At 72.5% G+C, this 13101-nt stretch carries 15 protein-coding genes; 10 read left to right on the top strand and 5 right to left on the bottom strand.

Annotated features, from left to right (window positions below):
* Positions 1-376 precede the first annotated feature (376 nt).
* The 4 genes from ybaK to VN520_RS37230 form a co-directional block, all read right to left on the bottom strand.
* Positions 377-877, bottom strand: coding sequence for a Cys-tRNA(Pro) deacylase (ybaK, locus tag VN520_RS37245; protein WP_325751383.1), 501 nt, complete (start codon positions 875-877; stop codon positions 377-379).
* A 16-nt stretch (positions 878-893) separates the two neighbouring features.
* Entirely contained in the window at positions 894-1670 is a 777-nt protein-coding gene (locus tag VN520_RS37240) for an LON peptidase substrate-binding domain-containing protein (protein ID WP_325751382.1), read from the bottom strand.
* 11 nt (positions 1671-1681) lie between these two features.
* Positions 1682-2716 (bottom strand): hypothetical protein, encoded by a 1035-nt coding sequence (locus VN520_RS37235; RefSeq protein ID WP_325751381.1) that lies wholly within the window; start codon positions 2714-2716, stop codon positions 1682-1684.
* Positions 2717-2937: 221 nt separating this feature from the next.
* Positions 2938-4539 (bottom strand): oxidoreductase, encoded by a 1602-nt coding sequence (locus tag VN520_RS37230; protein ID WP_325751380.1) that lies wholly within the window; start codon positions 4537-4539, stop codon positions 2938-2940.
* 161 nt (positions 4540-4700) lie between these two features.
* Here VN520_RS37230 and hisD point away from each other — a divergent pair, with 161 nt between their 5' ends.
* The 9 genes from hisD (at position 4701) to VN520_RS37185 (ending at position 11525) form a co-directional block, all read left to right on the top strand.
* On the top strand, positions 4701-6023 hold the full coding sequence (hisD, locus tag VN520_RS37225; RefSeq protein ID WP_325751379.1) for a histidinol dehydrogenase: 1323 nt from the start codon (positions 4701-4703) through the stop codon (positions 6021-6023).
* Positions 6020-7135, top strand: a complete 1116-nt coding sequence (locus VN520_RS37220) for a histidinol-phosphate transaminase (protein ID WP_325751378.1) — start codon at positions 6020-6022, stop codon at positions 7133-7135. Before hisD ends, VN520_RS37220 begins: the two co-directional genes overlap by 4 nt.
* Positions 7132-7725 (top strand): imidazoleglycerol-phosphate dehydratase HisB, encoded by a 594-nt coding sequence (gene hisB, locus VN520_RS37215; protein ID WP_031098999.1) that lies wholly within the window; start codon positions 7132-7134, stop codon positions 7723-7725. Before VN520_RS37220 ends, hisB begins: the two co-directional genes overlap by 4 nt.
* Complete coding sequence (locus VN520_RS37210) at positions 7722-7889, top strand: hypothetical protein (protein ID WP_028440214.1); 168 nt, start codon at positions 7722-7724, stop codon at positions 7887-7889. Before hisB ends, VN520_RS37210 begins: the two co-directional genes overlap by 4 nt.
* Before the next feature lie 9 nt (positions 7890-7898).
* Entirely contained in the window at positions 7899-8540 is a 642-nt protein-coding gene (gene hisH / locus VN520_RS37205) for an imidazole glycerol phosphate synthase subunit HisH (RefSeq protein WP_325751377.1), read from the top strand.
* Positions 8540-9265 carry a bifunctional 1-(5-phosphoribosyl)-5-((5-phosphoribosylamino)methylideneamino)imidazole-4-carboxamide isomerase/phosphoribosylanthranilate isomerase PriA gene (priA, locus tag VN520_RS37200; RefSeq protein WP_325751376.1) on the top strand — a complete coding sequence of 242 codons (726 nt, stop codon included), beginning with the start codon at positions 8540-8542 and terminating at the stop codon, positions 9263-9265. Before hisH ends, priA begins: the two co-directional genes overlap by 1 nt.
* Positions 9262-9660, top strand: coding sequence for a RidA family protein (locus VN520_RS37195; protein ID WP_325751375.1), 399 nt, complete (start codon positions 9262-9264; stop codon positions 9658-9660). Before priA ends, VN520_RS37195 begins: the two co-directional genes overlap by 4 nt.
* Complete coding sequence (gene hisF, locus VN520_RS37190) at positions 9657-10412, top strand: imidazole glycerol phosphate synthase subunit HisF (protein ID WP_325751374.1); 756 nt, start codon at positions 9657-9659, stop codon at positions 10410-10412. Before VN520_RS37195 ends, hisF begins: the two co-directional genes overlap by 4 nt.
* Before the next feature lie 189 nt (positions 10413-10601).
* Entirely contained in the window at positions 10602-11525 is a 924-nt protein-coding gene (locus VN520_RS37185; RefSeq protein WP_325751373.1) for an alpha/beta hydrolase family protein, read from the top strand.
* A 149-nt stretch (positions 11526-11674) separates the two neighbouring features.
* Here the strand turns inward: VN520_RS37185 and VN520_RS37180 are convergent, their stop codons facing one another.
* Complete coding sequence (locus tag VN520_RS37180) at positions 11675-12448, bottom strand: alpha/beta fold hydrolase (RefSeq protein WP_325751372.1); 774 nt, start codon at positions 12446-12448, stop codon at positions 11675-11677.
* A gap of 178 nt (positions 12449-12626) precedes the next feature.
* Between VN520_RS37180 and VN520_RS37175 the strand changes: the two genes are divergently transcribed.
* The coding region (locus VN520_RS37175; RefSeq protein WP_325751384.1) for an ATP-binding protein at positions 12627-13101 on the top strand (475 nt) is incomplete at its 3' end.

Raw genomic sequence — 13101 nt, 5'->3', positions numbered from 1 at the left:
GGCCCCCGCCGCCGGACGTCCTTCCGGACGACCCGGCGGGACCGCCCCGCGGCCCCGCTCGCAGAGCCCGTAGCCGCCCCGCTCCAGGCACTCGGCGCCAGGTCCGCCTCGTCCAGGGGACCGGGCGCCGGCGGCGGTGCGGCACGGGCCCGCCCGAAGGCGGAGCCGTAGGGCGGCCCTTCCGGGATGCGCCCGTCGTCGAGCGCGGCCCCTCCGGGTCGTGCTCGTCGTCGAGCGCCCTCAGCGTGTCCGTCCCGGCGATTGCGCCGTCATCGCTGCGCGGAGCCGTGATCCGGGCCCTCCCACGGGGCGCGGAGCCGTGATCCGGGCCCTTCCACGGGCCGTTCCGCTGCCGCGCGGGCGGACGCCTCGCGTGCTAGGCCCGGCCGATGGGGGCCAGGGTCGCGTCCGTCAGGGCGGCCAGGTCCGAGGCGGCCAGCTCGACCTCCAGGCCGCGCCGTCCCGCCGAGACGCAGATCGTCGGGTGAGCCCCCGCCGACGCGTCCAGTACCGTACGCAGGCGCTTGCGCTGGCCCAGGGGGGAGATGCCGCCCCTCACGTATCCCGTTGTGCGCTCCGCGGCCGCCGGGTCCGCCATGGCCGCCCGCTTGCCGCCCACCGCAGACGCCAGCGCCTTGAGGTCGAGTGATCCGGCGACGGGGACGACGGCCACGACCAGTTCGCCGTCCACGTCGGCGACCAGGGTCTTGAACACCCGGTCGGCGGAGACCCCCAGGGCCTCGGCCGCCTCCTCGCCGTAGGAGGGGGAGGCCGGGTCGTGGTCGTACGAGTGGACCGTGAACACCGTGCCGGCCGTGGTCAGGGCCACGGTGGCCGGGGTGCCGCCGGGCTGCTGCTTCCTGGACTTCTTCGCCACCGGGCAGGTCCTCGGGTCAGTTGGGGTACGTGGGGTCGCGGGTCAGATCGATCGCGGGCAGTGACGGGAGGTGCCGGATGACCGCGGTCTCCTTGCGCAGGAGCGACAGCTCCTCGCGCAACCGGGTCGCGGTGTCGGGCGCCTGGAGCAGCCGCTGCTTCGACGGGATGTCCAGCACGGCGGCGGCCGCCACCAGGTACGAGACGACGGACGGGTCGTCAGGCAGGTCCGCGCCGGTCGTCAGGGAACGCTCGCTCGCGCCGGCCAGCCGTTTCTGGTAGCTGCGGAAGGCGCGCAGGACCCCCTCGGCCAGGGCGCCCGCCTCGTCCGTGGGCGAGTCCTCGCCGTCGGCGGCGCCCGGATCCTCGGGCAGCTCCTCGACCTCGGCCGTCAGGAACGGGCCGCTCGCGTCGACGGAGAGCAGCCGGACCCGTGTGGTGCCGGTCGCCAGGACCTCGTAACTGCCGTCGGCGCGTTCACGGATCTTGGCCGCGTCCGCCACGCAGCCGACGCGGTGGAAGGTCTGGAGGGGATCGGGGCCGAAGCCGTCGGCCGGGGCCCGCTCCGCGGGAGGCGCGGCGGCGACGGTGTCCGGCATCCCGGTGGCCGTCGGCGCGGTCTCGCGGCCGTCGCGGATCGCGACCACCACGAAGCGGCGCGGCTCGTCCTCGTCGATCTCGAGCAGCTCACGCATCATGGCGCGATACCGCTCCTCGAAGACGTTGAGCGGCAGCACGAGGCCGGGGAACAGCACCGCGTTCAGCGGGAAGAGGGGCAGGCGAGCGGTGGTCACAACGGCCAAGCCTAATGGCCGCGGCGCCCGCCGTGTTCCGGCCTCCCGCACAGGGGCGTCGAAGAGGCCACCCGGAGCCGGACATCCGCCCGCGCGTCGAGGAACCCCCCGAGCGCCTCCCCGGTGACGGACGCCCAGGGGAACGAGGTCGCGTACGGCCCGATCAGCCGGAACTGCTCCAGTGCCTCGGGCGCACGGCTCCGTGCGACCAGGACGTAGGCGAGGAGGTTGCGGACCTCCGCCGGCCAGGGGTCTCCGGCGGGGAATCCGGCCGAGAGCCTGATCGCGAGGTCGGCGGCGGCGTCGATCCGGTCCCCCTGCACGGAGTTCGCCCGGGTGGCCGCCTTCTCGTCGCGCAGCAGGGCGTATGCCGCGCGTACGGGGAGTGCCTGCACCAGGGAGTCGTGGGCGGCGTCCTGGGCGGCCTGCTCGGCGAAGTCGAAGCATTCGCGGTGGGAGCCGTACCACTCGGCCGAGAGATACCGGAGTGCGGCGACATGGCTGCCGTAGTGGTGCGGGGAGCGGCGCACGGCCTGTTCCCACAGTGACTCGAAGACCGTGTGCGGGGCGTGCGTGCCACGGGCGTGGTCGAGCGCGAGCCGCCACGGCACCGGGTCGCGGGGATCGGCCTCGGCCGCAGCGGTGATCAGCGGGCCCACGTCACGGAGCAGCTCGGCGTGGGCGGGCGATTCCCACGCGCGGCGCACCGCCAGCGCGGCCTTGACGAGCAGGGCGTCCGGGTCGCGCGGGGCGGCGGCCAGCCAGCCGGTGAGCCAGCCGTCACGACTGCGCGCGAAGGCGACCAGCCGCGCCAGGGCGCGGTCGCGGGTCTCCCAGTCGGCGGCGTCCCGGGTGGTGGCGAGGAGCTTGGCCGTGGGGCCGAAGTCGTCCGACGCCGCCGCCACCAACGCGGGGGAGAGCTGTTCGTCGGGGGCGTCGAGCATCACCGCGTCGTCCGCCGGCAGTCCGGCGGACAGCCCGGGGCCGTACCGGAACGTGCGCGCGGAGCTCAGGAGTACGCGGAGGAAAGCCATGGTGCAGACCATTGAAAAGCCCTGGTGGGGGCAGCGCCAGAGGCACTCTGTGAAGCTTCTGTGGGGAGTGGGAGGGTTGCCCCCGACAAGGTCAAGAAAAGGCAAAGGAAGCGCCTGCGGATGGCTTGATCACGATCTTCCGGCGGCCGGTGGCCGCCCGGCCCGCCGGTCCCCGGCCGGCCTTTCGGCCGCCGTGCCGGCAGGGATCCGGCCGCAGCGGGCGCCGCCTCCGCTCAGCCCCGCCGCAGCAGCCGCGACGCGCCCGCCGCCACCGTCGTGGCCAGTATCCACCCCACCAGCACGAGGGCCGCCGCCGTCCACTGCCAGCCGCCCTCCAGCAGCCAGTAACCGTCCTGTCCGAGATTGATCACCGGCACCAGCAGGTCCAGCGCGTACAGCGCGGGATTCCACTGCGGATGCTCGTTCCCCTTGATCGACTCCGGGCTGTACTGCGAGAAGGCCACCGCCCCCGCCGCCCAGAGCACCGCCATCCAGACCAGGGCGCGCCCCGGCCGGTAGCCGTACGCGACCGTCCAGTCCTGCAGGTAGCCCCAGATCCGCCCCGCGAGCGGCAGCGTCTCGCGCCGCCGCCGCTGCTTGGCCAGCAGTACCTCGCGCGCGTCCGCGTCCTCCCCGCAGCTGCGGAGCACCGCCGCGAGGCGCTCGTACGGCTCCGGAACGTACTCCGGGGTCGCCGCCTGCACCCACTCCAGACGCCGGGACAGCGGGAAGTGGCCGTACGGGACGAGGTTCTCGTACACGAAGCCGCCCATCGCCAGGCCACCCGGGCCCGGCCAGCTGGCCGAGACGTCGATCAGCGTGACGACCTTCGCGCCGTTCAGCACGACCCGGCCCTCCCGCGGGCGCTCCGCATTGAACCGCAGCTCGGGAGTGACGATCCGGCGCAGCGACAGCTCCTCGCGGTCGGCGAGCACGAACCGGGCCTTGTGCAGGTCCACCGCGTCCCCGAACCTCCCGTCGTCGAGCCGCACCGCGCCCCGGCACTCGAAGACCTGCGAACGCGTCCCGCGCGCCGGGCCGCCGCCGCGCGCCACACCGAACGGGGGAGTGGTGCCCTGGTTCCCCGTGTCGATGCTCACCCACGCCTCGGTCATGTACAGCGTGCGCTCCACGCTCAGCTGCGGGGCGTTCAGCGCCCGCCGCCCGTCCGTGGCGCGCAGCCGGCTCCCGCGCAGGCTCAGCGAGCCCCCGACCTTCGCCCCGCGCATGCTCAGCTCGCCGAGCGTCTCGATCATCTCGGCCTGCAGGTCCTGCGCCACCGACATCCCGTCGCCCACGAAGGCGCGGCCGCGCCGGTCGGGGCCGGCCCGGAGCTGGTTGATCAGCAGGTCCGTGCCGATCTGGGCGTCCGTCAGCCGGATACCGCGCTCCATCCGGCAGCGCGGCAGATGGAGGTCACCCTCCGTGTGCAGCCGGGCCGCGTCCAGCCTCGGCACCGCGCAGCCCACCATCCGCAGCGTCGTGAAGTGGCACTCCGGCAGCACCACCTCCTGTTCGAAGCGGCAGCCCGTCAGCTCCACGTAGGGCGAGACGCGCCCGCCCGCCAGGTCCAGCTTCCCCGTGATGCGGACGCCCCGGAGCTTCAGCGCGGCCACCCGCCCCGGCCTCGCCGCCGGCCCGCTGAGCAGCAGCCGCGCCACCGTCCGGGCGCCGACGCTCCGCTCCGGCCCCCAGCTGTGCGGGGCGAACGGATCGTCACGGACCGGATCGTGGGAGCGCAGATCGTAGGTGGTGCCGTTCCGGAAGGACTGCCACATACCCAGCTCCGCGGCGCTGAGCCCGTCGGGGATCTCGCCGTCGTGCGGTTCGGTCACTGCCTCACCTCCGCCTGCGCGGTTCGCCCCGCGCTTCGTACAGTCGTTCTTCCCTCTGTGTGACGACGTGAACGCTAACGGTCAGCAGTGACAGCCGGGACATGTATCAGCCAGTGATACGGGCGACCGGAGGCCGGAAGCGGTCTGAGAGAATTGTCGGTGTGATCTCTCGAATCGATCTGCGCGGTACCGCCCTCCCCGAGGGCGGCGCCCTGCGCGACCTGCTGCCCCGTGCCGAGTTCGACGTGGAAGCCGCCCTGGAGACGGTGCGGCCCATCTGCGAGGACGTACGCCATCGTGGCTCCGCGGCAGTGATCGAGTGGGGGGAGAAATTCGACGGCGTACGCCTGGACTCGATCCGGGTCCCCGCCGGCGCGATCACCGAGGCGCTGGAGCAGCTCGGCCCCGCCGTGCGCGCCGCCCTGGAGGAGTCGATCCGCCGCGCCCGGCTCGTCCACCGCGAGCAGCGCCGCACCACGCACACCACCCAGGTCGTCCCCGGCGGCACGGTCACCGAGAAGTGGGTGCCCGTCGAGCGCGTCGGGCTCTACGTGCCGGGCGGGCGTGCGGTGTACCCGTCCTCCGTCGTGATGAACGTCGTCCCCGCCCAGGAGGCGGGCGTCGAGGGCCTCGCCGTCTCCTCCCCGCCCCAGAAGGAGTTCGGCGGCCTGCCGCACCCCACGATCCTCGCCGCCTGCGCCCTGCTCGGCGTCGACGAGGTGTACGCCGCCGGCGGCGCCCAGGCCGTCGCGATGTTCGCGTACGGAACCGAGGACTGCCTGCCCGTGAACCTCGTCACCGGCCCCGGCAACATCTACGTCGCCGCCGCCAAGCGCCTCCTCAAGGGCCGTATCGGCATCGACGCCGAGGCCGGCCCCACCGAGATCGCGATCCTCGCCGACGCGAGCGCCGACCCGGTGCACGTCGCCGCCGACCTGATCAGCCAGGCCGAGCACGACCCGATGGCCGCCGCCGTCCTCGTCACCGACTCCGAGGAGCTCGCCGCCGCCACCGAGGCGGAGCTGAAGCCCCAGGTCGCCGCGGCCCGGCACGTCACCGACCGGATCGAGCCCGCGCTGACCGGCCGCCAGTCCGCGATCGTGCTGGTCGACGACCTGGAGGACGGCCTCAAGGTCGTCGACGCGTACGCCGCCGAGCACCTGGAGATCCAGACGGAGAACGCCGCGGCCGTCGCCGACCGGGTCCGCAACGCCGGTGCGGTCTTCGTCGGCCCCTGGTCGCCGGTCTCCCTCGGCGACTACTGCGCAGGCTCCAACCACGTCCTGCCCACCGGCGGCTGCGCCTGCCACTCCTCGGGCCTGTCCGTGCAGTCCTTCCTGCGCGGCATCCACATCGTCGACTACACCCGCGACGCGCTCGCCGAGGTCACCCACCACGTGGTGACCCTCGCCGAGGCGGAGGACCTCCCCGCCCACGGCGCCGCGCTCAAGGCCAGGTTCGGGTGGAAGGTGCCCCAGCGGTGACGCACGACAACTCCTGGGACGGGCTCCCCCTCCGCGACGAGCTGCGCGGCCAGTCCCCGTACGGGGCGCCGCAGCTCGACGTACCGGTCCGGCTGAACACCAACGAGAACCCGTACCCGCTGCCCGACGCGCTCGTCGACCGCATCGCCGAGCGGGTCCGCGAGGCCGCCCGCGACCTCAACCGCTACCCCGACCGCGACGCCGTGGAGCTCCGCACCGAGCTCGCCCGCTACCTCACCCGGACCGCTGGGCACGAGGTCGGCGTGGCCAACGTCTGGGCGGCCAACGGGTCCAACGAGGTGCTCCAGCAGCTGCTGCAGACCTTCGGCGGCCCCGGGCGCACCGCGCTCGGCTTCGAGCCCTCGTACTCGATGCACGCCCTCATCTCCCGGGGCACCGGCACCGGCTGGATCTCCGGACCGCGCCACGACGACTTCACCATCGACGTCGAGGCCGCGAAGAAGGCCATCGCCGAGCACCGCCCCGGCGTGGTCTTCATCACCTCTCCCAACAACCCGACCGGCACCGCGGTGGACGCACGGACCGTGGTGGAGATCCACGACGCCGCCCAGGCCGCCGGGCCCTCGATGGTCGTCGTCGACGAGGCGTACGGCGAGTTCAGCCACCACCCCTCGCTGCTGCCGCTGATCGAGGGCCGCCGTCACCTGGTGCTCTCGCGCACCATGTCCAAGGCCTTCGGTGCCGCGGGCCTGCGCCTGGGCTACCTCGCCGCCGACCCCGCCGTCGTCGCCGCGGTCCAGCTGGTGCGCCTGCCCTACCACCTGTCCTCCATCACGCAGGCCACCGCGCTCGCCGCCCTGGAGCACACCGATACGCTGCTCGGGTACGTCGCGCAGCTCAAGAGCGAGCGCGACCGGCTGGTCGACGGACTGCGGGAGCTCGGCTTCGCCGTCACCGACTCGGACGCCAACTTCGTCCAGTTCGGCCGCTTCGCCGACAGCCGCGCCGCCTGGCAGCAGATCCTCGACCGGGGCGTCCTGGTCCGGGACAACGGCGTACCGGGGTGGCTGCGGGTCTCCGCGGGAACCCCGGAAGAGAACGACGCGTTCCTCGATGCGGTGCGCGAACTGAAGAAGGAGCACGACGCATGAGCCGCGTAGGCAGGGTGGAACGGACCACCAAGGAGACCTCCGTGCTCGTCGAGATCAACCTCGACGGCACCGGCAAGGTCGATGTCGCGACCGGGGTCGGCTTCTACGACCACATGCTCGACCAGCTCGGCCGGCACGGGCTCTTCGACCTCACGGTCAAGACGGAGGGCGACCTCCACATCGACTCGCACCACACCATCGAGGACACCGCCCTCGCCCTCGGCGCCGCCTTCAAGCAGGCGCTCGGCGACAAGGTCGGCATCTACCGCTTCGGCAACTGCACCGTCCCGCTGGACGAGTCGCTCGCCCAGGTCACCGTCGACCTCTCCGGCCGCCCCTACCTGGTGCACACCGAGCCGGAGAAGATGGCGCCGATGATCGGCGAGTACGACACGACGATGACCCGGCACATCCTGGAGTCCTTCGTCGCCCAGGCACAGATCGCCCTGCACGTCCACGTCCCGTACGGCCGCAACGCCCACCACATCGTGGAGTGCCAGTTCAAGGCGCTGGCCCGCGCCCTGCGTTACGCCAGCGAGCACGACCCGCGTGCTGCCGGAATCCTTCCGTCCACGAAGGGCGCCCTGTGACCGGCCTCAACACCGTACTGATCGTCGTCGGCCTCTTCCTGGCCGGCGGCGTCTACTCCTTCTGGAAGCAGGGCATGCCCAAGGGCGTCGTCGTGCTTCTCGGGATCGGCTCCGTGATGTGCCTGGTGGCGGGCGTCATGCGGATCCAGGGACTCTGGGACTGAGGTGGCACTGTGAGCGACAAGAAGAAGATCGTCGTCTTCGACTACGGCTTCGGCAACGTCCGTTCCGCCGAGCGGGCCCTCGCCCATGTCGGCGGAGACGTGGAGATCACCCGCGACTTCGACACCGCGATGAACGCCGACGGGCTGCTCGTCCCCGGTGTCGGTGCCTTCTCCGCCTGCATGGCGGGCCTGAAGCAGGCCCGCGGCGAATGGATCATCGGCCGCAGGCTGGCCGGCGGCCGCCCCGTCATGGGCATCTGCGTCGGCATGCAGATCCTGTTCGAGCGCGGCATCGAGCACGGCGTGGAGACGGAGGGCCTCGACGAGTGGCCCGGCACCGTCGGACCGCTCAAGGCCGACGTCGTGCCGCACATGGGCTGGAACACCGTCGAATCCCCCGAGGGCTCCCAGCTCTTCGCGGGCCTGGACGCCGGGGCCCGCTACTACTTCGTGCACTCCTACGCGGCGCACGACTGGTCCCTCGAAGTGACCAACGCCAAGATCCGCGCCCCCAAGGTCACCTATTCCACGCACGGAGAGCGGTTCGTGGCCGCCGTCGAGAACGGCGCGCTGTGGGCCACCCAGTTCCACCCCGAGAAGTCCGGCGATGCCGGCGCCCAGCTGCTGACCAACTGGATCGAGACGCTGTAATGCCGAAGCTTGAACTGCTCCCCGCCGTAGACGTCCGCGACGGACAGGCCGTCCGCCTCGTGCACGGCGAATCCGGCTCCGAGACCTCCTACGGCTCCCCGCTCGAGGCGGCGCTCGCCTGGCAGAGCTCCGGCGCCGAGTGGCTGCACCTCGTCGACCTGGACGCCGCCTTCGGCACCGGTGACAACCGCGCGCTGATCGCCGAGGTGGCCGGCGCCATGGACATCAAGGTCGAGCTCTCCGGCGGCATCCGCGACGACGCCTCGCTCGCCGCCGCCCTCGCCACCGGCTGCCGCCGGGTCAACCTCGGCACCGCCGCCCTGGAGAGCCCCGAGTGGGTCGCCAAGGTCATCGCCGAGCACGGTGACAAGATCGCTGTCGGCCTCGACGTCCGGGGCACCACGCTGCGCGGCCGCGGCTGGACCCGTGACGGCGGCGACCTCTACGAGACGCTCGCCCGGCTCGACGCCGAGGGCTGCGCCCGCTACGTCGTGACCGACATCGCCAAGGACGGCACGCTGGAGGGCCCCAACCTCGCCCTCCTGCGCGACGTCTGCGCCGTCACCGACAGGCCCGTCGTCGCCTCCGGGGGCGTCTCCTCGCTCGCCGACCTGCGCGCGATCTCCCTGCTCGTCCCGGAGGGCGTCGAGGGCGCGATCGTCGGCAAGGCGCTGTACGCCAAGGCGTTCACCCTCGAAGAGGCACTCAAGGCGGTCGCCGCATGACGGACTCCGTACGCCGCGTCGCCTCGGGCGGCCCGTGGGAGGAGAAGTTCGGCTACTCCCGCGCGGTCCAGCTGCCGAACGGACTCGTCCTGGTCTCCGGCTGCACCTCCGTGGTCAACGGCCAGATCTCCGCGGGCAGCCCGTACGAGCAGGCCGCCGCCTCCTTCCAGGTCGCCTTCGACGCCTTGAAGCAGGTGGGACTCGGCCGCGAGGACGTCGTCCGCACCCGGATGTACCTCACACACGCCCGGGACGTCGACGAGGTGGGCCGCGCCCACAAGGAGCTGTTCGACGCCGTCCGCCCCGCCGCCTCCATGATCATCGTCTCCGGCTTCGTCGACCCCTCCCTGGTCGTCGAGGTCGAGGTCGAGGCCTACCGGGCAGGTGGGCGATGACGCTCGCCGTACGGGTCATCCCCTGCCTGGACGTCGACAAGGGCCGTGTCGTCAAGGGCGTCAACTTCCAGAACCTGCGCGACGCGGGCGACCCCGTCGAGATGGCGAAGCTGTACGACGCGGAAGGCGCCGACGAGCTGACCTTCCTCGACATCACCGCCTCCAGCGGTGACCGCGAGACGACGTACGACGTGGTGCGCCGCACGGCCGAGCAGGTCTTCATCCCGCTCACCGTCGGCGGCGGGGTCCGCACCCCCGACGACGTCGACAAGCTGCTGCGCGCCGGGGCCGACAAGGTCGGGGTCAACACCGCCGCCATCGCCCGGCCCGACCTCATCCGCGAGATCGCCGAACGCTTCGGCCGCCAGGTGCTCGTGCTCTCCGTCGACGCCCGGCGCACCCCCGGGGGCACCTTCGAGGTCACGACCCACGGCGGCCGGAAGGGCACCGGCATCGACGCCGTCGAGTGGGCGCACCGGGCCGCCGAACTCGGCGCGGGCGAGATCCTGCTCAACTCGATGGACGCCGACGGCACGAAGGACGGCTACGACACCGAGATGATCAAGGCGGTACGGGCCCACGTCACCGTCCCCGTCATCGCCTCCGGTGGCGCGGGCAGACTCGCGGACTTCTCGCCGGCCATCGGCGCGGGGGCGGACGCCGTTCTCGCCGCGTCCGTCTTCCACTTCGGTGACCTGCGGATCTCCGAGGTCAAGGGTGCTCTGCGCGAGGCCGGACACCCCGTTCGCTGAATCGGGTCAGGGAGATCGCCGGTCGCGAAGACCGGCGATCTCGCCGATGCCCGGACCGGGCGCTCACCGCGAAAGTGACGGCAGGCCAACGAATGACGGCGCCACCGACGCGGTGCATCCCCGAAGGCCCCCGGACGACGGGGCCGCCGGCTGCCGCGGCGCGGTCCGCCACAACCGAGAGGAATCCCCGTGCAGCAGCACCTCCCCTCCGGCGACATCTCCCCCCGCCCTCTGCCGAAGAGCCGTTCCCGCACCTTCAAGGGCGCCCTGGCGGCTGCGGCGGCGACCGCCGGTCTGCTCACCGCGCTCGTTCCCGGTGGTGCGCAGGCCGCCGACAATCCGTACGAGCGTGGCCCGGCGCCGAGCAATTCGAGCATCGAGGCGAGCCGAGGGTCGTACTCCACCTCACAGACCTCCGTGTCCTCGCTGAGCGTCAGGGGCTTCGGCGGCGGGACGATCTACTACCCGACGTCCACCTCGGACGGGACGTTCGGCGCGGTCGTCATCTCGCCCGGTTTCACCGCCTACGAATCGAGCATCGCCTGGCTGGGGCCGCGTCTGGCCTCGCAGGGTTTCGTGGTGTTCACCATCGACACCAACACCACGCTGGACCAGCCGGCCAGCCGTGGTGACCAGTTGCTCGCGGCGCTGGACTACTTGACCGAGGACAGTTCGGTGCGCAGCCGGGTCGACTCCTCGCGGCTGGGGGTGATGGGCCATTCCATGGGCGGTGGCGGCACGCTGGAGGCCGCGAAGGACCGTCCCTCGCTGAAGGCGGCGATCCCGCTGACCGGCTGGAACACGGACAAGACCTGGCCGGAGGTGCAGACCCCGACGCTGGTCGTCGGCGCGGACGGTGACACGGTGGCGTCCGTCACCACGCATTCCAAGCCGTTCTACAACTCGCTGCCGAGTTCGCTGGACAAGGCATACCTGGAGCTCCGGGGTGCCACTCACTTCACCCCGAACACGTCCAACACGACGATCGCGAAGTACAGCATCTCGTGGCTGAAGCGCTTCATCGACAACGACACCCGCTACGAGCAGTTCCTCTGCCCGATCCCGTCGGCCAGCCTGACGATCGCGGAGTACCGGGGCAACTGCCCGCACTGATCCGGGGGGCACCGGGGCCGGACCGCGCACATGGCGGTCCGGCCCCTTCGCGCTGCCCGGTGCCCGTCCCGGCCCCGGTGTTCCGCCCCGGCGCCCGAGCGGCCCAGTTGTCCGGCCCCGGTGTCCAGGCCCGGTATTCGTCCCGGTGTTCAGCCCCGTGAGAGGAACGCGGCGATGGTCCCGGCGAAAGCGGGATCGCGCACAGCCGTCAGATGGTCCCCCGGCAGCACGGTCAGTTCCGCCCCCTCGATCGCGTCGGCCAGGACCCGGGGGCGTACGGCCAGGGGGTCGCTCCCGCCGGCCAGCACCAGCGTGGGCACCGTGATCCGGTCCAGCGGAAGCGCACCCCGGTGCACCGACCGGATCTGAGCCGCCAGCGCATGACGGTCCGCGCCCGAGGCGTCGGCCAGCATCCTGAAGCCCCGGGCCCGCTCGGGTACGTCCGCCGTGTCCTCGGCCGTCAGCGCGGCCGAGACCAGCTCCGGTGGCATCGCCCGGGTGTCCAGGCCGCCCACCTCCACAGCGCCGGCGCCTATCCCGCCCACCACCAGGCGGCTGATCCGCGTGTCCGCCGCCGCGGCCAGGACCGCCACCACGGCGCCCATGGAATAGCCCGCGACATGCACGTGGTCCGCGCCGATGCGGTCGATGAGCAGCCGTACGTCACGCGCCATCAGCGACTCGCCGTAGAGCGTGTCCTCATGCGGCCGGTCCGACTCGCCGTGACCGCGCGCGTCCAGGGCGTACACCCGACGGCCCCGCGTCACCAGCGCCTCGACGACACCGGGGCCCTCCCAGTTCAGCCGGGCGTGCGCGGCGAAGCCGTGCAGCAGCACCACCGGGGGCAGGGCGCCGTCCGGGTTCCGCGACCATGACCAGTAACGCAGGGTCAAACCGTCGTGTGTACGCAATTCATCAGTCATGCACCGACGTTAGGGGCGGCCGCTGCGGAACGGGCCGGGACTGTGCCCCCGCACAGCACCGACGCCGTTCCGTTGGGAAGCGGCACCGCTCCCGGCGCACCGGGAACAGGGAGCGGACGCGAGCCTTCCGACGCTGTTTACGCGGAAGTAACGTGAAAGTGTGACCCCATCGACGACCGTGCACAGTCCGCTCCGGCTGTACGGCCGCAGCGGTGAACTGGCCATCCTGGAAACCTTGTTGGTCCGGCTGCGGGCAGGGGACGGCGGAGCGCTCGTGCTGACCTCGCCGCCCGGCCTCGGCCGTACCGCCCTGCTGCGGCAGGCCGCCGCCCACTACTTCGGAGGGCACGGCGGCCCCGTGCTGTACGCCGCCGCGGCCCCCACCGAACAGCGACTGCCCTACAGCGGGCTGCACGCCCTGCTCTGCTCCGCTCCCGGCCCGCTGCCCGTCGCTCCCGACACCCTCCTGCGCTCCGGGATCACCCCGGGCGGACTGCTCGGTCTCCTGCGCAGCCTGGGGGCCGAACAGCCTCTGCTGGTCTGCGTGGACGACGCACACGCCTGGGACCCCGACTCCCGCGCCGCACTCGGCTTCGCCGCCCGCAGGCTCGGCGCGGGCAGCCGGGTCGCGGTGGTGCTCGGCGCGGCCGACG

This window comes from Streptomyces sp., from assembly GCF_035563135.1.
GTDB lineage: Bacteria > Actinomycetota > Actinomycetes > Streptomycetales > Streptomycetaceae > Streptomyces.
This window is presented reverse-complemented; position numbering and strand designations above follow the sequence as displayed.